This is a genomic window from Halotolerantifilum yawarlongkerapense, from assembly GCF_054506745.1.
This window is the reverse complement of sequence record NZ_CP199719.1, coordinates 2,133,635-2,157,358: the sequence shown is the minus strand read 5'-3', so window position 1 is coordinate 2,157,358 and position 23,724 is coordinate 2,133,635. Positions and strand designations below refer to the sequence as shown.

General features: G+C 55.1%; 18 protein-coding genes, 5 tRNA genes and 3 rRNA genes. 2 read left to right on the top strand and 24 right to left on the bottom strand.

The window, feature by feature from the left end:
* Positions 1-2: 2 nt before the first annotated feature.
* From ACULM0_RS10680 to ACULM0_RS10610, 15 genes are all read right to left on the bottom strand, one after another.
* The gene (locus tag ACULM0_RS10680) at positions 3-950 is read right to left on the bottom strand and encodes a phosphotriesterase family protein (RefSeq protein ID WP_463677527.1); all 948 of its coding nucleotides are present in this window, start codon (positions 948-950) and stop codon (positions 3-5) included.
* A gap of 103 nt (positions 951-1,053) precedes the next feature.
* Entirely contained in the window at positions 1,054-1,836 is a 783-nt protein-coding gene (locus ACULM0_RS10675) for a family 1 encapsulin nanocompartment shell protein (protein WP_463677526.1), read from the bottom strand.
* A gap of 65 nt (positions 1,837-1,901) precedes the next feature.
* A complete protein-coding gene (locus ACULM0_RS10670) occupies positions 1,902-2,243 on the bottom strand; it encodes an encapsulin-associated ferritin-like protein (RefSeq protein ID WP_463677525.1) in 342 nt (113 codons plus the stop codon).
* 152 nt (positions 2,244-2,395) lie between these two features.
* Positions 2,396-2,471 (bottom strand) — tRNA-Thr (locus tag ACULM0_RS10665).
* Positions 2,472-2,480: 9 nt separating this feature from the next.
* Positions 2,481-2,557 (bottom strand) — tRNA-Asp (locus ACULM0_RS10660).
* A gap of 6 nt (positions 2,558-2,563) precedes the next feature.
* Positions 2,564-2,638 (bottom strand) — tRNA-Glu (locus ACULM0_RS10655).
* Between the two features lie 12 nt (positions 2,639-2,650).
* Positions 2,651-2,726 (bottom strand) — tRNA-Met (locus tag ACULM0_RS10650).
* A 20-nt stretch (positions 2,727-2,746) separates the two neighbouring features.
* A 5S ribosomal RNA gene (gene rrf, locus ACULM0_RS10645) occupies positions 2,747-2,863 on the bottom strand.
* A 120-nt stretch (positions 2,864-2,983) separates the two neighbouring features.
* Positions 2,984-5,922 (bottom strand): 23S ribosomal RNA (locus ACULM0_RS10640).
* A 144-nt stretch (positions 5,923-6,066) separates the two neighbouring features.
* Positions 6,067-6,143 (bottom strand) — tRNA-Ile (locus ACULM0_RS10635).
* Positions 6,144-6,245: 102 nt separating this feature from the next.
* Positions 6,246-7,785, bottom strand: a 16S ribosomal RNA gene (locus tag ACULM0_RS10630).
* Together the 16S, 23S and 5S rRNA genes with 5 tRNA genes alongside form the textbook arrangement of a ribosomal RNA operon.
* A 161-nt stretch (positions 7,786-7,946) precedes the next feature.
* A complete protein-coding gene (locus tag ACULM0_RS10625) occupies positions 7,947-8,855 on the bottom strand; it encodes a dihydroorotate dehydrogenase (protein WP_463677524.1) in 909 nt (302 codons plus the stop codon).
* Positions 8,845-9,603 (bottom strand): iron-sulfur cluster-binding protein, encoded by a 759-nt coding sequence (locus ACULM0_RS10620; protein ID WP_463677523.1) that lies wholly within the window; start codon positions 9,601-9,603, stop codon positions 8,845-8,847. The genes ACULM0_RS10625 and ACULM0_RS10620 overlap by 11 nt, the downstream gene beginning before the upstream one ends.
* Positions 9,600-10,481 (bottom strand): orotidine-5'-phosphate decarboxylase, encoded by an 882-nt coding sequence (gene pyrF / locus ACULM0_RS10615; RefSeq protein WP_463677522.1) that lies wholly within the window; start codon positions 10,479-10,481, stop codon positions 9,600-9,602. Before pyrF ends, ACULM0_RS10620 begins: the two co-directional genes overlap by 4 nt.
* A complete protein-coding gene (locus tag ACULM0_RS10610; protein ID WP_463677521.1) occupies positions 10,475-11,716 on the bottom strand; it encodes a dihydroorotase in 1,242 nt (413 codons plus the stop codon). Before ACULM0_RS10610 ends, pyrF begins: the two co-directional genes overlap by 7 nt.
* Before the next feature lie 360 nt (positions 11,717-12,076).
* Here ACULM0_RS10610 and pyrB point away from each other — a divergent pair, with 360 nt between their 5' ends.
* Complete coding sequence (gene pyrB, locus ACULM0_RS10605; RefSeq protein WP_463677520.1) at positions 12,077-13,018, top strand: aspartate carbamoyltransferase; 942 nt, start codon at positions 12,077-12,079, stop codon at positions 13,016-13,018.
* On the top strand, positions 13,005-13,433 hold the full coding sequence (locus tag ACULM0_RS10600; protein WP_463677519.1) for an aspartate carbamoyltransferase regulatory subunit: 429 nt from the start codon (positions 13,005-13,007) through the stop codon (positions 13,431-13,433). The genes pyrB and ACULM0_RS10600 overlap by 14 nt, the downstream gene beginning before the upstream one ends.
* An 82-nt stretch (positions 13,434-13,515) precedes the next feature.
* On the opposite strand, the gene ACULM0_RS10595 is transcribed toward ACULM0_RS10600, so the two are convergent.
* The 9 genes from ACULM0_RS10595 to ndk all read right to left on the bottom strand — a co-directional run bounded on the left by ACULM0_RS10595 (position 13,516) and on the right by ndk (position 23,723).
* Positions 13,516-14,346, bottom strand: coding sequence for a methyl-accepting chemotaxis protein (locus ACULM0_RS10595; protein WP_463677518.1), 831 nt, complete (start codon positions 14,344-14,346; stop codon positions 13,516-13,518).
* A gap of 144 nt (positions 14,347-14,490) precedes the next feature.
* Positions 14,491-16,221, bottom strand: coding sequence for a two-component system histidine kinase PnpS (gene pnpS / locus ACULM0_RS10590; RefSeq protein WP_463677517.1), 1,731 nt, complete (start codon positions 16,219-16,221; stop codon positions 14,491-14,493).
* A gap of 23 nt (positions 16,222-16,244) precedes the next feature.
* Positions 16,245-16,925, bottom strand: coding sequence for a response regulator transcription factor (locus tag ACULM0_RS10585; RefSeq protein ID WP_463677516.1), 681 nt, complete (start codon positions 16,923-16,925; stop codon positions 16,245-16,247).
* A gap of 161 nt (positions 16,926-17,086) precedes the next feature.
* Complete coding sequence (locus ACULM0_RS10580; protein ID WP_463677515.1) at positions 17,087-18,496, bottom strand: sodium-dependent transporter; 1,410 nt, start codon at positions 18,494-18,496, stop codon at positions 17,087-17,089.
* 378 nt (positions 18,497-18,874) lie between these two features.
* Positions 18,875-20,284, bottom strand: coding sequence for a sodium-dependent transporter (locus ACULM0_RS10575; protein ID WP_463677514.1), 1,410 nt, complete (start codon positions 20,282-20,284; stop codon positions 18,875-18,877).
* Positions 20,285-20,666: 382 nt separating this feature from the next.
* A complete protein-coding gene (locus ACULM0_RS10570; protein ID WP_463677513.1) occupies positions 20,667-22,235 on the bottom strand; it encodes an NAD(P)/FAD-dependent oxidoreductase in 1,569 nt (522 codons plus the stop codon).
* Positions 22,236-22,296: 61 nt separating this feature from the next.
* Positions 22,297-22,806: an ECF transporter S component gene (locus tag ACULM0_RS10565; protein WP_463677512.1), complete on the bottom strand. Its 510-nt coding sequence runs from the start codon at positions 22,804-22,806 to the stop codon at positions 22,297-22,299.
* Between the two features lie 40 nt (positions 22,807-22,846).
* Positions 22,847-23,260, bottom strand: coding sequence for a DUF3842 family protein (locus tag ACULM0_RS10560; protein WP_463677511.1), 414 nt, complete (start codon positions 23,258-23,260; stop codon positions 22,847-22,849).
* Positions 23,261-23,324: 64 nt separating this feature from the next.
* Entirely contained in the window at positions 23,325-23,723 is a 399-nt protein-coding gene (gene ndk, locus ACULM0_RS10555; RefSeq protein ID WP_463677510.1) for a nucleoside-diphosphate kinase, read from the bottom strand.
* Between the last annotated feature and the right edge of the window lies 1 nt (position 23,724).

The following is a 23,724-nucleotide window of genomic DNA, read 5'->3' as shown; positions in this document are numbered from 1 at the left end:
GTTTATTCTCCTTCTAGCCCATCGTTTACATCGAAAAATCGCGCTGGTGCAGCCACCAGCATACTGTCCACGGCCTCGCGGTAGCCAGCGTTCACTGCCAGGGGGTAGAAGTCCCTAAGAAGTCCCTCGATGTTCTCCCCCGCCTTCGCCTCGATCTCCTCGGTGAAATCTAGATCTTGACTCAGCATCACCCGGTCAGCCCTTCCGGTCCTGTTCATGTGAGCCATCAACCGCATGACCTTCTCATAGCTGTCGGGTCGCACTTGATCGAAAGCCACGTAATGCCCGCGGGCCACGAAGCGATCGATCAGATCGAGGTTTTCCTCGCGGTCTGCATGGGCCCAGCAAAATTTCTCGGGATCCAAGGTGCTGCTTGTCAGGATCTCCAGGGCCCGCTCCGCGGATGAGGCCTTGAGCAGATGACAGAGAATCGGCATCCCCGTGACTTTCGACGTGGTGATCGCGGCGTGCAGGAGGCCTTCGTCAACGCGCGAAAGTGAGGGATGGCCGTCCCCAAGCAGGAGTTTAATGTAAGCCGGTCTCACCACGTACCCGTCCACCGTTATCAGTCCTTCCCTCCGGTCACGGATCCAGGAGGCTGCCATCTGTTCAAAGGACAGCTCCGGATGCAGATCGAAAAAAGCCCTCGGAAGATAAGCGCCCGTGTTCAGCAAGATCTGCACCCCCGTGGCTTCCTGTAGAAGGTGGAGGAGCGTTGGGTTCTGGCCGCCCCGAGGTGGCGACGCTTCCACGATGCTGTCCAGGCCACAGCCTTTCAGTGCGCGTAGAACCGGCACCAAGCGCTCGAAGGCCTCCTGCGTCTGGTCTGCGTCGTGCCACCGGTTCACGTACCGGTAGAGCCCCTGCGATCCCTCCCAACCGAAATGCTCGTGCGAAAGGGTTCGCCCTAGTTGTGATGCTGTGATGGGTCTGCCTGCCGTCTCGATCATATGCCGCTCCTTTTTTCCCCGGGAAGAGTGTCCAATGACATTATTGTACCAAAAAAAGGACCCGGTGTAATCCGGATCCCTGTCGATCATCTGGTGATCTCGCCTAAGCGTCGAAGGTTACGATCAATGCCGGATCGAGCACGCGTAGCGTGAAGGACTCGGTGATAAAGAACTTGACCTTCTCATTATCGGAGGATTGGTAACCCACCGCCAGGTCTTGACCGATGGTCAATTCAAGGTCTTCGTGCTTATAGGGGACCAGTACCGCGCCCTCAATGGCATGGGAGTAAAGCGGCGCCATACCCAACAGGTTCTCCAGACGCTTCCTGAGCGGATAGCCCTTGCCCATCATTTGGATTTTTTTATAGAGCTCCTTGCCTACGATCAGCGCATAGGGACCACCGGCATAGGCATCGCGCAGGGCCAGAACGCCTTCTGTGACCTGGGCCATGACCTCGTCGGCGTCAGCGCCGAAGGCAAGGTTCTTCTCAGCTGCCCCGACCAAACCCGTTACCAGACCATCGTCTGATCCGTGAAGGAGAATTTTCTCTTCGAAGAGCGCCATTTTTTTAGCCGCTTCTTCCAGTGATGTGTAATCGATATCCTTTGCACCGCGCAGCAGGTTATCCAGCTCCCAGCGGTTCATTTCAAACTCAGCCCTGGCTTCGAGCAGGGGTTGTACCTTGTAGGCTCCGTAGCAGAGACCCTCTTCCTCTTGGATCTCGGCCAATCGTCCTTCGGGCACCACCGTATAATCAAGTCCCTTGGGACCGTTCACCTTAAGCGCACGACGGGTGGTCAAGAAAGCCTCCAGAACCCCTTTGGCCGTTTCGTCCACTTCGCTCCAAACCGCCTTTTCAATCGGTGCTAAATTGCGTTTTAACATACGTACACTCCTTTCGAATGATCAATTGGATCGTATCCTTAACATTTTCGTTGTTTCTTTCTGTCTTAAAGAGAACCGATGCCCAGGTCTTCTTTCTCTTGTTCGCCCTCTTCTTCTTCGCCCTCTTCGATCTCTGTGATCGGGCCCTCTTGGAAAAGGTAGGTGCGTAGCTCTTCATCCCAAGCCGGCATGTTGCGACGTAACCACTCTAGGGTCATACAGGCGTGTTCGATCTCCTCATCCCTGTTGTGGGCCAGGATCGCCTTCAGGTCCGGATCGTTCGTGGCGGAAACGCGCTGCTGATACCAATCGACGGCTTCAATTTCTTCCTTCAAACTGTTCAGTGCCCGCGTGAAGTTCATCGTCTCTTCGTCTAACCGTTCTACCGGTTCATGATATTGTGACATGCATCTTCCTCCTTATTCTTCAACCGTGATATTTCCTTACCATAGATATGATTACCCTCACCCAGTCTGTTTAAACAAAGGAGGTCAACTGAGAGAAGGTGCCAAAAACCAAAAGAAGACGTCTTCCGTTAGGAAAGACGTCGATCTTTTCGTGGAGCTGGTGATGGGACTTGAACCCGCAACCTGCTGATTACGATTCAGCTGCTCTACCAGTTGAGCTACACCAGCATTAAAATTTGGCGATCCAGAAGGGATTCGAACCCTCGACCTCTAGCGTGACAGGCTAGCGTTCTAACCAGCTGAACTACTGGACCGCTTAATGGTGACCCCTGGGGGAATCGAACCCCCGTTACCGCCGTGAAAGGGCGGTGTCTTGACCGCTTGACCAAGGGGCCAGGTATATGTAATGGTTGCGGGGACAGGATTCGAACCTGCGACCTCCGGGTTATGAGCCCGACGAGCTGCCAACTGCTCCACCCCGCGATGGATTGTGATGATGTGAAGACCGGCAACGTCCTATTCTCCCAGGGGACTGCTCCCCAAGTACCTTCAGCGCTGAGAAGCTTAACGTCTGTGTTCGGGATGGGAACAGGTGTATCCTTCTCGCTATCGTCACCGGATTCTTCAATTGTAAGCAAGCTTTCGCTCACTCAAAATCGCATACAGCAAATCAAAACCAAGTTGTTTCTAAGAAAAAGTGTCTTCTCTTTATGATCTTCTCACCAACCCAAGGTTCGCCTTAGGTCAAGTCCTCGACCGATTAGTACCAATCAGCTAAAAGCATTACTGCCCTTTCACCCTTGGCCTATCAACCAGATGGTCTATCTGGGGTCTTACTCATAAATGATGGGATATCTCATCTTGAGGGGGGCTTCGCGCTTAGATGCCTTCAGCGCTTATCCCTTCCGCACGTAGCTACTCAGCTATGCCCTTGGCAGGACAACTGATCCACCAGCGGTGCGTCCATTCCGGTCCTCTCGTACTAGGAACAGAGCCTCTCAAATATCCAACGCCCACAGCAGATAGGGACCGAACTGTCTCACGACGTTCTGAACCCAGCTCGCGTGCCTCTTTAATGGGCGAACAGCCCAACCCTTGGGACCTACTACAGCCCCAGGATGAGACGAGCCGACATCGAGGTGCCAAACCTCCCCGTCGATGTGGACTCTTGGGGGAGATAAGCCTGTTATCCCCGGGGTAGCTTTTATCCGTTGAGCGATGGCCCTTCCATGCGGTACCACCGGATCACTAAGCCCGACTTTCGTCCCTGCTCGACCTGTATGTCTCGCAGTCAAGCTCCCTTATGCCTTTGCACTCTTTGCGCGATTTCCAACCGCGCTGAGGAAACCTTTGGGCGCCTCCGTTACTCTTTAGGAGGCGACCGCCCCAGTCAAACTGCCCACCTGACATTGTCCCAGAGCTGGATCACAGCTCCTGGTTAGAACACTGGTATGGAAAGGGTGGTATCCAAAGGACGACTCCACACACACTGGCGCGCATGCTTCTATGTCTCCCACCTATCCTGTACATCCCATACCAAAATCCAGTGCCAAGCTACAGTAAAGCTCCACGGGGTCTTTCCGTCTTGCTGCGGGTAACCGGCATCTTTACCGGTACTACAATTTCACCGAGTCCATTGTTGAGACAGCGCCCAAATCGTTACGCCTTTCGTGCGGGTCGGAACTTACCCGACAAGGAATTTCGCTACCTTAGGACCGTTATAGTTACGGCCGCCGTTTACTGGGGCTTCGATTCTAAGCTTCGCTTACGCTAACCTTTCCTCTTAACCTTCCAGCACCGGGCAGGCGTCAGCCCCTATACATCATCTTTCGATTTAGCAGAGACCTGTGTTTTTGGTAAACAGTCGCTTGGGCCTATTCTCTGCGGCCGCCTCAGGCTTTGACACCCTACGCGCGGCACCCCTTCTCCCGAAGTTACGGGGTCATTTTGCCGAGTTCCTTAACAATGGTTCTCTCGCTGGCCTTAGAATTCTCTTCCTACCTACCTGTGTCGGTTTACGGTACAGGCGCCCTAAAAACTCGATAGCGGCTTTTCTCGACAGTTTGAAATCGACAGCTTCGTTACTTAAGTTCACTCCCCATCACAGCTCACCTTTTAACGGGACGGATTTGCCTATCCCATCAAGCTTGCTGCTTGGACGCGCTCTTCCAATCGCGCGCTCTGCCTATCCTCCTGTGTCACCACATCTCTCAAACGCTTCTAAAGCGGTACAGGAATCTTCACCTGTTGTCCATCGCCTACGACTTTCGTCCTCGGCTTAGGTCCTGACTTACCCTGAGTGGACGAGCCTTCCTCAGGAACCCTTAGGTTTTCGGCCGGTGTGATTCTCACACACCTCTCGCTACTCATGCCAACATTCTCTCTTCTATACAGTCCACCATACCTTACAGTACAGCTTCGTCCCGTATACAATGCTCCCCTACCACTAGAAGACCTTAGTCTTCTAATCCATAGCTTCGGTGGTGGATTTTAGCCCCGGTAATTTTCGGCGCGACATCACTCGACTAGTGAGCTATTACGCACTCTTTCAATGCGTGGCTGCTTCTAAGCCAACATCCTAGTTGTCTAGGCAATGTCACATCCTTTCCCACTTAATCCACACTTGGGGACCTTAGCTGATGGTCTGGGCTGTTTCCCTCTCGACAACGAATCTTATCACACGCTGTCTGACTCCAAGGATAAAGATCACGGCATTCGGAGTTTGATAAGCTTCGGTAGGCGGTGAAGCCCCCTAGGCTAGTCAGTGCTCTACCTCCGTGTCTCATTTCCTCAGGCTAGCCCTAAAGCTATTTCGGGGAGAACCAGCTATCTCCGTGTTCGATTGGAATTTCTCCGCTACCCACAAGTCATCCCAGCCTTTTTCAACAGACATGGGTTCGGGCCTCCACAAAATTTTACTTCTGCTTCACCCTGCTCATGGGTAGGTCACACGGTTTCGGGTCTACGCCATACAACTCGTCGCCCTATTCAGACTCGCTTTCGCTACGGCTACGGTGCTCAAGCACCTTAACCTATCGCTGCATAACGTAACTCGTTGGCCCGTTCTACAAAAAGTACGCGGTCGCAAGTCATGCTTGCTCCCACTGCTTGTAAACATAAGGTTTCAGGTTCTATTTCACTCCCCTCCAGGGGTTCTTTTCACCTTTCCCTCACGGTACTATGCGCTATCGGTCACTTGGTAGTATTTAGCCTTGGGAGATGGTCCTCCCTGCTTCCCACAGGATTTCTCGTGTCCCGTGGTACTCTGGATCGGACGTCGTCCGGGTCCACCTTTCGTCTACGGGACTATCACCCGCTCTGGTGTGCCTTCCCAGGCATCTTCGACTAGACTTATCCCTAAACTTTATTCGTCCGTCCGCAACCCCGAGACCCGTAGGTCTCGGTTTGGGCTCTTTCCCTTTCGCTCGCCGCTACTCGGAAAATCGATTGTTTTCTTTCTCTTCCTCCGGTTACTTAGATGTTTCAGTTCACCGGGTTCCCCCCGTCAGGCTATGTATTCACCTGACGGTCCTCGCGGATGAACGCGAGGGGGTTTCCCCATTCGGACATCCCCGTATCATCGCCTGCTTGCGGCTACACGGGGCTTTTCGCAGCTTACCACGTCCTTCATCGGCTCCAAGTGCCAAGGCATCCGCCTTATGCTCTTACTTACTTGACCTGCTTCACCTTGAGTCGGCGATCAGATCTTTTAAAAAAGAGATTCTCTCTTTCAAATTTCAGCTTGGTTTTTTTCTTAGATTTTAAGAAGTTTTGCTGTATGCAATTTTCAATGAGCGTCGAAAACCCTTGATCAGAAAATAAGTGGTGGGCATAGGTGGACTCGAACCACCGACCTCACGCTTATCAGGCGTGCGCTCTAACCTGCTGAGCTATACGCCCACTTATAACCTGTGGGTTCTCTTATGTTGAGAGTCTAACCTCTCAAAACTGAATCGTACGAACGTCTTTCATTAAAGGCTTATTTTTTATGATTCTCCTTAGAAAGGAGGTGATCCAGCCGCACCTTCCGATACGGCTACCTTGTTACGACTTCACCCCAGTCATTGGTCTCACCTTCGGCAGCTTCCCCCGCTTAAAGCGGTTGGATCACTGACTTCGGGTGCTCCCAACTTCCATGGTGTGACGGGCGGTGTGTACAAGACCCGGGAACGCATTCACCGCGACATGCTGATTCGCGATTACTAGCAACTCCAGCTTCACGTGGGCGAGTTGCAGCCCACGATCCGAACTGAGATCGGCTTATAAGGATTCGCTCCTGCTTGCGCAGTCGCTGCCCGTTGTACCGACCATTGTAGCACGTGTGTAGCCCAAATCATAAAGGGCATGATGATTTGACGTCATCCCCACCTTCCTCCGGTTTGTCACCGGCAGTCCATCTAGAGTGCCCAACTTAATGCTGGCAACTAAATGCAAGGGTTGCGCTCGTTGCGGGACTTAACCCAACATCTCACGACACGAGCTGACGACAACCATGCACCACCTGTCATCCCTGTCGACCAAAGGTCGAAAGCTCTGGTTAAAGAGCGATCAAGGAGATGTCAAGATTTGGTAAGGTTCTTCGCGTTGCTTCGAATTAAACCACATGCTCCGCTGCTTGTGCGGGTCCCCGTCAATTCCTTTGAGTTTCAGTCTTGCGACCGTACTCCCCAGGCGGGGTACTTATTGCGTTAACTGCGGCACCGACACTCGCATGCCGACACCTAGTACCCATCGTTTACGGCGTGGACTACCAGGGTATCTAATCCTGTTCGCTCCCCACGCTTTCGTGCCTCAGTGTCAGTTACAGTCCAGAAAGTCGCCTTCGCCACTGGTGTTCCTCCTAATATCTACGCATTTCACCGCTACACTAGGAATTCCACTTTCCTCTCCTGTACTCAAGTCCAACAGTTCCCAAGGCTTACAACGGTTGAGCCGTTGCCTTTCACCTCAGGCTTGATGGACCACCTACGCACTCTTTACGCCCAGTGATTCCGGATAACGCTTGCTCCCTACGTATTACCGCGGCTGCTGGCACGTAGTTAGCCGGAGCTTGCTTCTAAGGTACCGTCACTGCTTCTTCCCTTAGAACAGAATTTTACGACCCGAAGGCCTTCATCATTCACGCGGCGTTGCTGCATCAGGCTTGCGCCCATTGTGCAATATTCCCCACTGCTGCCTCCCGTAGGAGTCTGGACCGTGTCTCAGTTCCAGTGTGGCCGATCACCCTCTCAGGTCGGCTACTGATCGTCGCCTTGGTAGGCCGTTACCCTACCAACTAGCTAATCAGACGCGGGCCCATCCTGAACCGATAAAATCTTTAACAAGTAGGTCATGCGACCTTCTCGCTTCATGAGGTATTAATCACCGTTTCCGGTGGCTATCCCTCTGTTCAGGGCAGGTTGCCCACGCGTTACTCACCCGTCTGCCACTTTCCGCAAGTTCCCTTCCACCGAAGTGTCCGTTCCCTCGCTTCTCGTTCGACTTGCATGTGTTAAGCACGCCGCCAGCGTTCATCCTGAGCCAGGATCAAACTCTTTGAAAAAATTTTGAAACCATAGCTCTAATAAAAATTGACGTTTCGTACGATTCAGTTTTCAAAGGTCAAATTGCTCTCGCCGCAAGGGAAAATGTATCGTTGCGACTTTTATATAATAGCAGAGCAGAGGCCCTAAGTCAAGGCCTCCGCAAGAAGTTTTTTAAGATTTACACGAGATTGCCCGTGATCGATCCAAAATCCTCAAATCCTTGCTTCTGCGCGTAATCCATCATACCATCTAGGATCTTCATTGTCACGCATGGATCTGTGAAATTTGCCGTGCCCACCGCAATCGCCGTCGCTCCGGCCAGAAGAAAAGAAATCCCATCCTCCCATGAAGCGATCCCACCCATTCCCAAGACCGGGATCGAGGTCGCATGGTACACATCGTGCACGAGCTTCAGGGCCACCGGCTTGACCGCCGGTCCCGACAGCCCCCCGAACTTCCGCTCGAGAAAGGGCTTGCGCCGGTAGATGTCGATATCCATCCCTGCGAGGGTATTGATCAGGCTCAGAGCGTCGGCGCCTTCGGCCTCACAAATCCTAGCCATCTCGCCGATGTTCGTCACGTTCGGGGTAAGCTTCACGATCAGGTGCTTGTTCCCCAGCACCTTCCGCACCGCCCGGACCGTCTCGGACAACTGTATGGGATCTGTCCCGAAGGCCATCCCACCCCCCGCCACGTTCGGACAGGAAACGTTGAGCTCGATGCTATCCACCGGCTCATCCTTCAACCGATCGGCCAGGGCCACGTACTCCTCGAGGGTATGGCCGTTGATGTTCGCGATGATCGCCGTTCCTTTTCCCATTAAATGAGGCAGTTCTTCTTGAAGAAAGGCTTCCACACCCGGGTTCTGTAAGCCCACGCTGTTGATCAGGCCCATGGGGGTCTCGATAAGACGGCGACCGGTATTCCCCTCACGGGGCTCGAGCGTCAGTCCTTTCACCGAGATAGCACCCAGTTTAGAAATATCAAAGAAAGGTTCGTACTCCCGGCCGAACCCGAAGGTCCCCGAAGCTACTGTCACGGGATTCTTTAGCACCAGTCCGTTCAGATCCACCTGACTATGCTTCATCGAAAATCACCTCGCTCCCATAGAACATGGGCCCCTCTTTACAGAGCCGCAGCAACTTGTATCCGCGCTCATCCTTGATCTTCTGCGTGCAGCCGAGACAGGCACCGATGCCGCAGGCCATCTTTTCCTCCATGAGCAGTTGGGTCTCCACCCCGAAGGCTTCCCCCAGTCGCTGTACTGCCGCGAGCAGGGGCATCGGTCCGCAGGCGTAGATCACATCGTAGGTGCCCGCTTTCAGCTCCTCCTCCAGCCCCTGGGTGGGGAAGCCCTTTTTCATGGCCTTCCCCGTCAGGCTGTAGCTCACACAGGTGTCGGGTCGTTCAAAGTCATCATCAAAGAGCGCATCTCCTGTATAGCCGATGCGCGCATCATGGGGAATGCCCAGGGCATGTGAGAGTTCGATCAGCGGCGCGATGCCGATCCCGCCACCTAAAAGCAGACCCCGCTTCTTCTGATCGTCCAGCACAAAGCCACGTCCCAGCGGTCCGATCAGATCCAGCGAATCACCGCGACCGAGCTTTCCTATTGCCGCTGTCCCCTCGCCCAGGATCTTCACGTAAAAAATGACCTCGTGTCCCTTCACCCGGGCGACGCTGATAGGCCGGCGCAGGTACTTGGCCGGGCTCTTCAGTTGAAAAAACTGGCCCGGTAGCACCGGTTCCTCCAAATTCGGCACCGAAACCTTGATTGAAAAATGCTCGGCATCGAAACGGGTGATGCTCGTGACGGTCCCCATCAGCTGTTTCATAATCGGATCCCCGCCGTCTCCAGCGCCCTTTGCAGGTCCTCACGCATGGCCACCGTGGCCTCCCGCGCCGCTTCGACGAAGGACTTATCCGATGACTCATAGGCATAGATAATCCCCCGCGAGCTGTTCACGATTGCCCCGAGTCCCTCTTTATTGAAGGCGCCGACGACGTCGGCAGCACCACCGCCCTGGGCCCCGTAGCCGGGTACAAGGAAGAAAACATTGGGCAGGCTCCACCGCAAGTTCTTCAGCTCATCGGGATGCGTGGCCCCTACCACTGCTGCCAGATTGGAGAATCCCACCGCTCCCGCACGAAGCTTTGAGGCCGCCTGCAAAGCATCACCCACGTGCTGGTAGAGGGTCTGCCCCTTCACCGGCAGATCCTGCAACTCCGACGAGCTCGGGTTGGACGTCTTCACAAGTACGAAGACCCCCTTGTCCTCTCCATCGCACACCTCGTAAAAAGGCGCCAATCCATCGGAGCCAAAGTAGGGGTTGATGGTCATGAAATCCACCTCCAGGTCCCGACCCTTCTCCAGGTGGGCCTTGGCATAGGCGGCACTCGTCGACCCGATATCCCCGCGCTTCACATCCCCGATGACCACCAAGCCCTTTTCGCGGGCGTAGCGAAGGGTCTCGATGTAGGCTTGGATCCCCTCCAGACCACAGGCTTCATAAAAGGCGATCTGTGGCTTTACCGCAGGCACCAGATCCGCCACCGCATCGATGATCCCCTTGTTAAAGGCAAAGAGTTTCTCCCCGTCGGTGAGATCCGCCGATGCGATCTCCTCCGGCAAGCGGTCGATCCTCGGATCGAGACCCACCACGATGGGTGCCTTTTTCTCCTTGATCTGCTCGCATAATCGATCGATTAACATCGGACCACTCCTTCTTTTACCTTCAGCTCGCCCTCCGTGAAGACGTACATCGCTTTGCCGTAAACCATCTGCCCCTCCAAGGGCGTGATTTTCCCCTTGCTCTCGAAAGTCTCCCCCTTCACCTCGTAAGGGTTCTCGAGGTCCCAAAGGACGAAGTCCGCCTGGGCTCCCTCGATCGTCGCTTTCTCCTCTAGTCCCAACCGCTTTCTCGGTAGAGAGCTCAGTCCCTCCACCAGGATTTTCATGCTGATCACACCCTCTTTCACCAGGTGGGTGTAAAGGCTGGGAAAGAGGAGCTCGAGACCGGTGAAACCGTAGGCCGTATCGGCATAGGCGCCTTCCTTCTCCCTGCGGGTGTGGGGGGCATGGTCCGAGGCGAAAAGGGTTCCCTCTCCCAGGGAGGCGATCAGCGCCCGGCGGTGGACAGACGACCGGATCGGCGGGTTCACTTTATGGAACCCCGTGAGGGGCGTCGGTAAGGCGTCCGTCTCGAGAAGCAGGTGATGGGGACAGAATTCCCAGGTCACATCGCTTCCCCTGCTCTTTGAGGCCCGTGCCAGGGCCAAGCCTTCCGCCGTGGAGAGATGGGCGATGTGCATGTGCCCGCCCACCGCTTCGAGCAGCTCGAGGTCACGCCGGACAATATTGACCTCCACCTCTGGAGGCGTGGGTACCTCGACATAGGCCTTGGCCAGTTGGTGGTCTTCCGTGTGCGTGATGAGCAGCCGTCCCGTCTCCTTGGAAAAACGCAGGGCCTCGGCCATCACCTCGGGATCTTCCGTGGTGCGTCCGTCGTCGGAATACGCCGCCGCATAGGGCGCGATGGCCGCCATGTCCACGAGCTCTCTACCGAGGAGATCCTTGCTGATGGCACTGATGATGGCCACCTCCACATGCGCTTCCCTTGCGATGCGCTTCTCGAGATCTCGGATCTTTTCCACCGTATCCAGTGTCGGTCGGGTGTTCGGCATACAGGCCACTGTGGTGATGCCACCGGCGAGAGCCGCTCGCGTCCCCGTATCCAGGTTTTCTTTCTCCTCAAAACCCGGGGTCCTCAGGTGCACATGCATATCGCACAGGCCCGGTGTCAGCGTCAGTCCACGTGCATCCACACACGTGGCGTCAACAGGGGCCGCCACATCAGCCCCCACAGCTTCAATCGTCCCATCTGAGATGAGCATGTTTACCGGACCCTCACCGGAATAGAGCCGGAAGCCCTCGAAAAAAAATCGCATGGTCGTCCTCCTTTTATCCTAACCTACACATCAAAAAACCCCCGGAGGACACAGAGGCCCCGCGGAGGTATCGTATACGCAATTCGTTTTCATCATCCTTCGGGGCCTCTCGGACCTCGTTAAAGGTGATGCTATTGATTTTTTAAAGCGTAACATGAAAAAACCTCACTGTCAACGCTTGCCTTGCCCACTCACCTGTGGTACCATCTTGGTAGCAACATACATCCCTTTAATCGGACCCGAGAGGTTCGGAAGGAATCAAACATGAGACGACAGTCTGATGCCTTTCGCCCTGCGGCGGAAGGCTTTTTTAGTGCCGTCCTTTAAATTGATTCTGAGAAGTCAAGAAGGAGGTTTCACATGCAGAACACGCGACATCTGATTGAACCCGAGGATTTTAGCGTCGAGGAAATCGAGGAACTGGTGGACCTGGGCCTGGCCATGGAAGAGGACCCGGCTGCCTACGGCGATGTGGCCCGGGGCAAGATCCTGGCCTCGCTCTTCTTTGAACCCAGCACCCGGACGAAGTTCAGCTTCGATGCCGCCATGCTACGGCTGGGCGGACAGCTCATCGGTTTTGCCGATGCCGACACCACCTCCAAGAAGAAGGGGGAGTCCCTGGCCGATACCATCCGGGTCATGGGCTACTACTGCGACCTGATCGTCATGCGTCATCCCAAGGAGGGCGCCCCGAAGCTCTCGAGTCACTATGCCGACGTGCCGATCATCAACGGCGGCGACGGTGGTCACCAGCACCCCACCCAGACCCTGACGGATCTGATCACCATCAAGAAGTACAAGGGGAGCATCGCCGGTCATACCGTGGCCCTCTGCGGCGACCTCAAGTACGGACGGACCGTCCACTCCCTGGTGCGCACCCTGGCCCGCTTTGGCATCGAGAAGTTCTACCTCGTGAGCCCCGCGGCCCTCAAGCTCCCCTCGAGCCTCAAGCGCCAACTGGCCGATCGTTACCCCGGTGTACAACTCGTGGAAACGGAACGGCTCGAGAATGTGATCGGCGAGATCGACATCCTGTACATGACACGCATCCAGAAAGAACGCTTCTTTAACGAAGAGGACTACCTCAAGCTCAAGAACGCCTACATCCTGACCCGGGACAAGCTAGATAGCGCCAAGGATGATCTGATCGTCATGCACCCCCTACCGCGGGTCAACGAGATCGCCTACGACGTGGACGACGACCCCAGAGCCGTGTACTTCGACCAATCCAAGATGGGGGTCTATATCCGTATGGCCCTGATCACGAAATTACTGGAGGTGGGCCCCTATGCTAGAGGTTAAAGGCATCAAGAACGGTATCGTACTCGATCACATTCGCTCCGGACGCGGATTGATCATCTTCAACAAGCTCTTCCAGGACACAGAAAACCCCGTGGTCCTCCTCATGAACGTAGAAAGTCAGGTGCTCGGCAAGAAAGACATCATCAAGATCGAGAACACCTTTGATATCGATCTCGACATCTTGGCCCTGATCGACCAGGGCGTCACCGTGAACATCATCCGCGATGAACAGCGGGTGGAGAAAAAGCAACTTGGGATCCCCAAGAACATCAAAGGGATCCTCAAGTGCCAGAACCCCCGGTGCATCACCCATACCGATGACTACGCCACACCGGAGTTCACGCTGGTGAAGGCCAACGGACGCCTCGAATACGAATGCGCCTACTGTGAAGAGATCAGCGAGTTTGAAATCTAGAGGACAAGGAAGAAGCGCTAACCGCTCGCCCCCTTTCGGGGGTGGTGGTCAGCGCTTTTTTTATCTGTCTGGATCCCGTCGATCAATCCGAATCCATCATCTGATCGGCCATACTACTGAGCTCTTCCACCATGGCATTGATGCCCTGCAGGGAGCCGGCAATCTGGTTCAGGATCTCCGAGATGTTCCCGGAGATCGATTCGATCTGCTCCACTTCCGATTGCACCCGCTTGCTGTCGCCCTCGATGGACTGGGTCTTCTCCGTGATACTGGCCACAGACTCGTGACTCTGCTTCGACAGCGTACTGATCTCCGAAGACACCACGGCAAAGCCACGACCCGCCTCGCCAATGCGAGCGGCCTCAATGGCCGCGTTGATCCCCAGCATATTGGTCTTCTTCGCGATGTTCTGGATGACCGCCGTGATTCCCTCTATCCCCTTGAGATTCTCATTGAAATGCGTCATCAGACCGGTGAGCTCTTGGCTCAGCGCCGAGAGCTCCTCCATCTTAGCATTGATGTCCTGGGTAGCGTCATTGACCTCTGTGACGTTGAGGGTCAACTCGTGGCTCATCTCCCGCAGGGTCTCCTGTTCGTGCGTGTTCTCCCCAAAAAAAACACAGCCGATCACCCGATTGTTCTCATCCTTCACCGGCAGGGCCGTGCCCACATAGGGAAAGCCGAAAAGTTCCTTACCCACCATGGCCACCTGTTTCTCACCGGATTGGATCGCTCGGTCCACCAGCGTGCCCGCGGGTACCGGATCGCCAGGCTTCACCTTGTGATCGAGTAGCTTGCCGGGTGTGTAGGCGAGGTATGTCCCCATGTCGGTGATGGCCACCGCCGTGTCTTTGATTGTAGCGGCATTAAAAAATGGTGCCGTCTCCACCAGTTTCTTCAAAATTTCATGCACGATAAATCCCCCTTAGCGGTCAATAGTTTTCTATTCAACTATTTTACCACATCCCTTCGCCCTGTGGAAGCGTCACGGGGGGAATCCTTTCATCTGCTCATTTGTAAAAAACGGCCGAGACCATGTGTTCCGACCGTTCTAGGATTAGCTGTAAATGCCTGGGATACGCACGACAAAGGTCGTTCCCTCCCCTGGCTCGCTGGACACCTGGATGACGCCCCCGAGAGATAGGACCACGTGCTTGACGATGGCCAGGCCGAGACCCGTCCCACCGACCTGACGGCTCCGGGCCTTGTCCACCCGGTAGAAGCGTTCGAAGAGACGATCGAGGTGTTCCTCATCGATCCCGATCCCATTATCCGAGATGGTGATCACGAGATCCTCCCGTTCCCGCTGGAGAGAAAAGCGAACCTCACCCTTATCCGGTGTGTACTTGATGGCATTGTCGAGTAGGTTGATCAGCATCTGCTTGAAGCGGTGGGGGTTCCCGTTGACCTCCGGTAACGAATCCCCCACCTCGTAGCGAAGGGTGATCTCTTTCTTCTCGGCTGCGGGCAGGAGCATCTCCCGCACCTCATCGCCCACATCCGTCACATCGATGGTTTCGTCTTGGACCTCCCGCTCGCGCTTCTCGATCTCACTGAGCACCAGGAGATCTTCGATGAGCGAGGTCAGTCGTTCCGTCTCCTTGAAGATGATCCCGAGGAAGCGGTCGCGCACGGCTTCGTTGTTCACAGCTCCCTCTCTCAGGGTCTCCACAAATCCCTTGATCGAAGTGAGCGGGGTCTTGAGCTCGTGGGAGACATTGGCCACGAAATCGCGACGCATGATCTCCAACCGTCTCATTTCCGTGATGTCCTGGAAGACGATCAGCGTCCCGATCACGGGGTTCGTCGGATCATCGGACTCGATCGGTCGGGCGTAGACGCTCAGGATCTGATCTCCGTGTACCATCTCTTGGCGCTCACCGGCCATCTCCCCGTCGAGGAGGGTATCCACCTCGTAGGCTCGGATCACCTCCAGGATCTTTTTGCCGATCACCACCTCTTCCTTGAACTGGAAGAGGCGTTCGGCGGAAGGATTCGCAAAGATGATCCGCCGATCCGTCGATACCGCCACGACACCATTTTGCATGGCCATCAAAATGGCGCGAACCCGGTTCGTCTGTTCGCCGATATCGCTGACCTTCACTTTGAGCTCCTCGCTCATGCGGTTGAAGTTGCGCGCCAGCTCACCGATCTCATCGCGACTATCGATATAGATCTTCTTCCCGAACTGACCGCTCGCAATCTCCTTGGTCGCCTGGGAAAGGGTGTTGATCGGCGAGAGGATCACGTCGAGATACTTGAAGCTGAGCACCGCTGCCAGGGCTAGACCGATGAGGGCGGCGATGAAAATCTGCCTGAGGACCTCCAGATTGTAGCGGTTGATCTGGTCGAGGGGCAGGGACAGGCGCACCACCCTGATCTGTGGGTGATCGATGGCCAGGGCCACGTAGTACATATCGAACTTCACTGTGTCGGAATAGCGTTTGACCACACCGAAGCCTTCCGAAAGCGCCTCTACCACCTCGGGCCGATCGCCGTGATTGTCCATCAGGTCCTGGTTGGCCTCGGAATCGTAAAAGACTTTACCCGCCGGACCGATTAGCGTCACCCGGCTTCCGGTTTCTTTGGCCAGGCGCTCGAGAAAGGGCAGTTCTTCCTCGAAAGAATTTCCCTCGAGCTCTCCGCTGATCACACGGGCGTAGTTGGAGAGCTTCTCCCGTACGTTGTCGGTGTAGTTGCGCTGGACGAGACTATTGGACAGCAATCCCGTGATCAGGATGCCCACGAACATGATGAAAACTATAAAACCGTTGATCTTGCGTCTCAAGAGTCCGCCACCTTTCTTAGGAATCAGTCAAATTTATACCCCACACCGCGTACTGTCTGGATCCGCTCGCCCACCGAGGGGTCCAGCTTCTTGCGTAGGTGCAGGATGTGCACATCCACCGTTCGCGTCTCGCCAGCATAGGCATAGCCCCAGATCTCCTGGAGCAGCATCTCGCGGTCGAGCACCTTTCCCCTGCTCTCCACCAAGAAGCGCAGGAGTTCGAACTCCTTGTAGGTTAGCTCGACGAAGGCATCATCCACGTAGGTCTCGCGCTTCGATAGATCCATCAGCAACCCGTCTACTCTGAGTTTACCACTTTTCTTGTGCCGTGTCGTCTGTTGGTAGCGCCTCAGCACCACCTTCACACGGGTGATCAGCTCTCGGACGCTGAAGGGCTTGGTCACGTAATCGTCGGCCCCCATCTCAAGGCCCAAGATTTTATCGAGTTCCTCGGACTTGGCCGTGAGCATGATAATCGGGATCTCAAGTTTAAGCTCGTGCTTGATCTGACGGCAGATCTCAATGCCGTCCATCTCAGGCAACATGATGTCGAGTAAAATCAGATCAGGGTCAAAGAGCTGTACCTTATCAGCCACCTCGCCACCACGACTGACACTGGCCACACCAAATCCCGCGCCCTCCAGATTGTAGCGGAGCAGTTCAACGATATGCAGATCATCCTCTACGATGAGAATCTTTTCCATTTCTTCCGGTCACCTCACTTTACCCCTTGAGTATATCGAAGCAATGTTAGAGGGAGGTTAAGAAATGGAAAAAACATGTACAGCAGACCGTCTCCTAAAAAAAAGAAAGGGACTTCTCTTCCAATAAAGGAAAAGAAGTCCCTTTTTCTGTGTGATGGCCGCTAGGCAAGTTTGTTTGAGAAGACCGCCAGGACCACGATCACGAGGAGACCGAAGATCATCAGGCTCGTCTGGGTGATCGAAATGATACCACCGATGGCCACCAAGGCCACGGCCACGGGGATCACGTACTTCACGAGGTTGTACCACACGTTGAAGAGGCCGAACTTGATCTTGCCCCCGTTGGTCAGTTCGTTTCGCAGGTCTTCTTTGTTCATGACCCAACCCACGAAGACCGATAGGAGCATCCCACCGATCGCCAGGAAGATCTTGTCCGTCAGGATATCGAAGAAATCGAAGAAACCTGCACCCAGCACCGTCACGCCGCTCATGACGCCGAGGGAAAGAGAGGCCAAGGTGTTCGTGATGACCATGACGCCACCGAGGCCATAGACAGCTTTCTTACGCTCGGCACCCCGCTGGTCGATGAAGTAAGCCACGACGGACTCGAGCAGTGAGACCGAAGAGGTCAGCGCCGCTACCGCCAGGGCGATAAAGAAGAGCGCCGAGAACACGACCCCGATGCCACCCATGTTGGCGAAGATGGTTGGTACCACGACGAACACGAGCCCTGGACCTGCCGTCGGTTCGAGACCGAAGGCAAAGAGCGCCGGGAAGATGGCCAGACCCGCGAGCAGCGCCACCAGTGTGTCGAGCGAGGTGATGATCACTGCATTTTGCAGGAGGTTCTCTTTTTTCGACAGGTAGGATCCGTAGGTGATCATGATCCCCATGCCGAGACTAAGGGAGAAGAAAGCTTGACCGAGGGCTGCCAGCAGCGTGGCTCCTGTGACCTTGGAGAAGTCGGGCTTGAAAAGGAACTCGAGCCCCGCCCCGGCACCGGGAAGCGTCACGCTGCGGATCGCGATCAGAACGAGCAGACCGAAAAGCATGGGCATCAGGATCTTACCGGCTTTCTCGATACCACCGGAGATTCCCTTGGCCACGATGGCCACGTTCATAGACAAAAAGACGAGCATCCAGAGCAGTGGCTCCACGGGGTTCCCGATGAATGCACCGAAAACATCGGGTACCGCAGCGGCATTGCCCACCAGACCGGTAAAGGACTTGACGATGTAGGCCAGTGCCCAACCGCCGACCACCGGGTAGAAACCCATGATCAGAAACGCGGACAAGACGCCCAGTACACCGACGAAGGTCCACCGCTCGTCGTTCTTCTTAAAAGCACCTGCAGCCGCAAGGCTCGTGCGGCGACCGAGGGCCAGCTCCGCGACCATGACGCTCAGGCCGATCACGAAGACGAAAATTAGATAAATGAAGATAAAGGCGCCACCACCGTTTTCTCCGGCCGTGTACGGAAAACGCCAGATGTTTCCGAGACCAACCGCCGAACCAGCAGCCGCCATGATGAACCCGAGACGCGATCCCCAGTTCTCTCTAGCTTGTTGCATGAAATCCCTCCTTGGATTGCACAAAAGTAATTGCCAACCGTCACAATCCACGGCAACCCTCACCACAAGTTTGAATAAGGACGTGTATGAATGACCCGTTTCTTCTTAAAAGGAGCACGTTAGCAGAAAAAACACGGTAGTCGTGGTAGATCTGTGCCTAACGATCTGCGAAACACTCATAAAAACTTAAAATGATTCAACGCCTTGTTTAAGGGTTGCTAATAAATTGTAACAACATCAACAATCGTAACATATTGTTCATAAGTATTCAAATCGTTTTCTCAATTGTCACATAATTAACAATGTTGTTGCGTTTCCCAAAACCAAAAAAAAGACCCCCTCTTCCCGTGGGAAGAGAGGACCTTCTGATGGCTTGTCTTACGCGAGCTTCTTGGAGAAGAGCGCGAGAGCTGCGATGATCAACAGACCGAAGATCATCAGGCTCGTCTGTGTGATGGAAATGATACCACCGATGGCTACTACTGAAACCGCCACAGGAATCACGTACTTGACGAGGTTATACCAGACGTTGAACAGACCGAACTTGAGCGTGCCACCGTTGGTGAGCTCGTCCTGGAGGTCGTCCTTGTTGACAACCCAACCCACGAAGATCGACAAGAGCATACCGCCGATTGCGAGGAAGATCTTGTCCGTCAGGATATCGAAGAGATCGAAGACCCCAACGCCGAAGATTGTAACTCCGCTCATCACGCCGAGCGAGAGGGAAGAAAGGATACCCGTCACGGTCATGATACCACCCGTCATGTAAACGGCTTTCTTACGCTGCATTTCGCGCTGGTCGATGAGGTAAGCGACAACGACTTCGAGAAGCGATACAGAAGAGGTCAATGCCGCTACTGCTAGTGCGATGAAGAAGAGAATCCCGAATAAAACACCGATACCGCCCATTTCAGCAAAGATCGTTGGTACGACGACGAAAACGAGTCCGGGACCAGCAGTGGGCTCGAGACCGAAGGCAAAGAGTGCCGGGAAGATCGCGAGGCCAGCGAGCAGGGCCACACCAGTATCCATCGTTGTAACGATAAGCGCATTCTGAGGCAGGTTCTCTTTTTTATTGAGGTAAGAACCGTAGGTGATCATGCATCCCATACCAAGGCTGAGCGAGAAGAAGGCCTGGCCGAGGGCCGCGAGGTACGTTGCACCCGTTACTTTGGAAAAGTCAGGTCTGAACAGGAACTCGAGACCTGCGCCTGCGCCCGGCAGCGTCATGCTGCGGATCGCGATGAGCACGAGCAGACCGAAGAGCGTAGGCATGAGAATCTTACCAGCTTTTTCGATACCGCCTGCAATACCCTTGGCTACGATGGCCACGTTCATGAACAGGAAGATGAACATCCAGATCAGCGGCTCGACGGGTGAAGTGATGAACCCACCGAAGACATCGCCGATGGCGCCCGGATCGGACATCAGGCCCGTAACTGACTTGAGGATATACGCGAGCGCCCAACCGCCTACTACTGGGTAGAAACCCATGATGAAGAAGGCGGATAATACGCCGAGCACACCGACAAAGGTCCACTTGTTGCTGTAGCTCTTGAAGGCGCCAACGGCCGCGAGGCTCGTACGGCGACCCACTGCAAACTCGGCCGTCATAACGCTCAGGCCGATAACAAATACGAAAACAAGATAAATTAAGATAAATGCACTACCGCCGTTTGCTCCGGCCGTGTACGGAAAACGCCAGATGTTACCGAGACCTACTGCCGAACCAGCGGCAGCCATGATAAATCCAATGCGTGATCCCCAATTTTCTCTAGGTTGTTGCATGAAATCCCTCCCTTAACAGGTTAAAAAACAATACGATGTGTCGTCAGTGGTCGAGGTCCTTGCCCGATCGCTTTGTCTTTTCCCATCACCGCCTTTCCGTGTGTTCTGTATGAAAATGGCAGAAAATTTTGCCAATTTGAAGCAGGGTGACACATTTTGAGAATTTCTTACAAGGTCCCAAAATGTGAACATTTTTTAAAATTTTAGCACACAACCTACCATCCTGCAATGATTTATACGTAAAAACAAATTTTTGCGAATGGATTTCAACAATCTGTCTACCTCTTATTATGAAATTGTAATATCAATAAGATTGTACCATATGGTAAACAACTTGACAATCCTTTTTCAAAATTGTCAAACAATTAACGAGCGTTTGCAATTACTGGGTTTGAAGCAATTTTTCAGCCACGCGAAAACCGTCCACGGCGGAGCTCATGATCCCCCCCGCGTAGCCAGCACCCTCTCCCGCTGGATAGAGCCCCGGTGTTCTTACGGCCTCCAGGGTCTCGTCATCCCTCGGGATCCGCACCGGAGAAGAACTCCGGGATTCCACCGCCGTGAGCAGGGCGCCCGGGTGGGCAAATCCCTTCAGTTTCTTCTCCATGGACAGAAGCGCCTCCCGAAGCGCGCTCGTGAGAAAGGGAGGGAAGAGACAATCGAAGTCGACGGGAGTAACCCCAGGACGGTAGCTGTAACGTAGACCCAGCGCCTCCTCCCCTCTGTTCAGAAAGCGACCCACCGTCGTCACCGGGGCACTGTAGTCCCCACCGGCTAGGGTGAAGGCCCTGTGCTCGAGCGCTTCCTGGAAGGCAATGCCGGCCAGAGGACCCTCGCCTCCGAAGTCCTCGGGGTGCACGGTGACCAGCAGCGCGCTGTTCGCCTGTCCTGAGGCCCTCGCCTGCTTCGACATGCCGTTGGTCACCACTTGCCCCTTGCCGCTGGCAGAGGCCACCACGAAGCCGCCTGGGCACATGCAGAAGGTGTAGACCCCGCGTCCTCCCTCCGTCTGGTGGCTCAGTCGGTAGGTCGCAGGGCCGAGGAGCGCCGTCATATCCTTCTTCCCGTACTGCACCGCATCGATCATGGCCTGCGGGTGTTCGATCCGACAACCCACGGCGAAGGGCTTGGCCTCGAGCCGAACCCCCTGGTTGTGGAGGGTTCGGAAGAGGGCGCGGGAAGAGTGTCCCACTGCCAGGATCACGCGGTCAGAAGGCAAGAAACGACCGTCCGCCAATCGCACGCCCGCGACCCTGCCTTCCTCTAGAACCAGGCCTTCCACCCAGGTTTCAAAACAGATCTCCGCACCCTCCGCGATCAACCGTTCCCGGAAATTTTTGACCACCCTTCTGAGCACGTCCGTGCCGATATGCGGTCCCTTCTTGTAGAGGATTTCCTCCGGTGCCCCGGCCTCCACGAAAAGCTCCAGGATCTCACGCTGGGCCGGGTCCTTGATCCTGGTGGTCAACTTGCCATCGGAAAAGGTCCCGGCACCGCCCTCGCCGAACTGTACGTTCGACCGCTCATCGAGGGTCCCGTCGCGCCAGAAGGCATTGACGTCCTTGACGCGTTCCTCGATTCTCTTGCCGCCCTCGAGGACCAGGGGCTTTAGCCCTGCCCGTGCCAGTACATGGGCCGCAAACATACCGGCGGGGCCGAAGCCCACTACGATGGGACGGTCGCCTTTGTTCTGAGCCTCTGGATAATCATAGCGCCAGGGACTTGCCTCGGACACATCGCGTCCCTTGTGGTAGCGCGTGCCTTTTACTAGCCCCACCACCACGGTATAGACCAAACGCACGGGACTCTTCCGGGCATCGATGGATTCCCGCTCGATCCGCAGATGCTCGATGGCACTGGGTTTGACCCCAAGTTTCTTTGCCGTCAGGTCCTTCAGGTCAGCGGACTTTCCATCGGCGATAGTTTTGATTTGATTCACTCTCAAGAGCATCTGAACACATCCTCACTTTATCCTTTCCTCTATTCTACCAAAAAAAGCCGAAGGCCGCAGGCTAAGAAGCGTGCGGCGCATGGTCGGCGGCTTTGACCCGCGAGACGATCAGCGGGATCAAAATCAGTTGGATGATCATGCCGGGCAGTCCCGTCACGATGGCAGCCTGCAGGTACATCATGGGGTTGAGCTTGATCGTACCCATGCTCACCAGCAGGTAGGCGAAAAGGCCCAGTCCGATGCGTCCCACCACCATGCTGGTGATCAGGGTCAAGATCGTGTGCATCTTGCGCTTCAGCAAAGAAGCCACGAGCCCGTAGAGACCCAGCTCCACGCTCATCAGGATTCCGATGGGTAGGATTGGGGGCATCCCGAGAAGCGTGCTATTCAGAAGCGGTAGCACGAGACCGAGGAAGAGGGCGTAGCCCGGCGATAGGAGCAGGCCACCCATGAGCACCGGTATGTGCATGGGTAGGAAGATTGTCCCGGGGATACCGGTCATGTGAAAGATCCCGGGGATCAGGACTCCGATGGCCAAGAGCGCCCCCGTGTAGGTCATTTGTCGTTGCATGTCGTTCCTCCTTGTTTTCCATAGAAAAAGACCACGGGCTTCAAACCTTCGTGGTCTTCAATGTGTCGATCGTTTCGTCGATCTGTTCGAGTATGTCGTTGAGGGTGTAGCGGGTGGTACCGAGGACCGTGACCTGACACCGGTTGATGGGCAGCAGAATTTTTTCGGCCGAGGAGCGGGCCACTGCCCGCGTCATGCCTTCGGTGATCTCGCCCATCATGCTGTCCGCCACCAAGATGGCGATGGGACCGATGATCGCATCCACCTGTTGGCTCATGACGGCAATGGCGTTCTCACCCGTGGCCCCGCGGTGGGCACCGGCCTTCATCATCGCGCTCGTCGCCTGAGAATTCGTTCCCAGTGCGATGATTTCGATACCATCGCGTTTTTTCAGTCGCGTGACGATGCTACGGCCCAGTCCCCCACCCTGTCCGTCGATGACGGCAATCTTCATGGGACACCTTACCTTTCTATTCTAGCGAAAAGGAAAGCCCTCCGCAAGGGGGGCTCTCGCTCTTTTAATCAAACCAAAAGGCCAGTTCTCTCTCGGCCTCTTCCACCGATTCACTCCCGTGAACGGCGTTCTGGCGGATATCCTTACCGAAAAGATAGCGAATCGTCCCCGGCCGGGCGTGGGCCGGATCCGTGGCCCCGTTGATCTCCCGGGTCACCGCCACGGCATTCTCACCGCAGAGACTTAACACCACGAGCTCCCCGCTCATCATGAACTTCACCAGCGGTGGGTAGAAGGGCTTATCCACGTGGGCCGCATAGTGCTCGGCCAGTCGCTCTTCATCGGCTACGGTCATGTAGAGGTCCTCCACACGCAGGCCGTTCTCTTCGTACATGGCCAAGATCCTACCGATGAGCTTCTGTCTCACAGCGTCGGGTTTAATCAGTACCAGTGTTCTTTCCATC

Bases quoted from the DNA above. Each gene is read 5' to 3' on its own strand.
- ACULM0_RS10680 (WP_463677527.1), bottom strand. From the start codon at position 950: ATGATCGAGACGGCAGGCAGACCCATCACAGCATCACAACTAGGGCGA.
- ACULM0_RS10675 (WP_463677526.1), bottom strand. From the start codon at position 1,836: ATGTTAAAACGCAATTTAGCACCGATTGAAAAGGCGGTTTGGAGCGAA.
- ACULM0_RS10670 (WP_463677525.1), bottom strand. From the start codon at position 2,243: ATGTCACAATATCATGAACCGGTAGAACGGTTAGACGAAGAGACGATG.
- ACULM0_RS10625 (WP_463677524.1), bottom strand. From the start codon at position 8,855: ATGAAGCATAGTCAGGTGGATCTGAACGGACTGGTGCTAAAGAATCCC.
- ACULM0_RS10620 (WP_463677523.1), bottom strand. From the start codon at position 9,603: ATGAAACAGCTGATGGGGACCGTCACGAGCATCACCCGTTTCGATGCC.
- pyrF (WP_463677522.1), bottom strand. From the start codon at position 10,481: ATGTTAATCGATCGATTATGCGAGCAGATCAAGGAGAAAAAGGCACCC.
- ACULM0_RS10610 (WP_463677521.1), bottom strand. From the start codon at position 11,716: ATGCGATTTTTTTTCGAGGGCTTCCGGCTCTATTCCGGTGAGGGTCCG.
- pyrB (WP_463677520.1), top strand. From the start codon at position 12,077: ATGCAGAACACGCGACATCTGATTGAACCCGAGGATTTTAGCGTCGAG.
- ACULM0_RS10600 (WP_463677519.1), top strand. From the start codon at position 13,005: ATGCTAGAGGTTAAAGGCATCAAGAACGGTATCGTACTCGATCACATT.
- ACULM0_RS10585 (WP_463677516.1), bottom strand. From the start codon at position 16,925: ATGGAAAAGATTCTCATCGTAGAGGATGATCTGCATATCGTTGAACTG.
- ACULM0_RS10580 (WP_463677515.1), bottom strand. From the start codon at position 18,496: ATGCAACAAGCTAGAGAGAACTGGGGATCGCGTCTCGGGTTCATCATG.
- ACULM0_RS10575 (WP_463677514.1), bottom strand. From the start codon at position 20,284: ATGCAACAACCTAGAGAAAATTGGGGATCACGCATTGGATTTATCATG.
- ACULM0_RS10570 (WP_463677513.1), bottom strand. From the start codon at position 22,235: ATGCTCTTGAGAGTGAATCAAATCAAAACTATCGCCGATGGAAAGTCC.
- ACULM0_RS10565 (WP_463677512.1), bottom strand. From the start codon at position 22,806: ATGCAACGACAAATGACCTACACGGGGGCGCTCTTGGCCATCGGAGTC.
- ACULM0_RS10560 (WP_463677511.1), bottom strand. From the start codon at position 23,260: ATGAAGATTGCCGTCATCGACGGACAGGGTGGGGGACTGGGCCGTAGC.
- ndk (WP_463677510.1), bottom strand. From the start codon at position 23,723: ATGGAAAGAACACTGGTACTGATTAAACCCGACGCTGTGAGACAGAAG.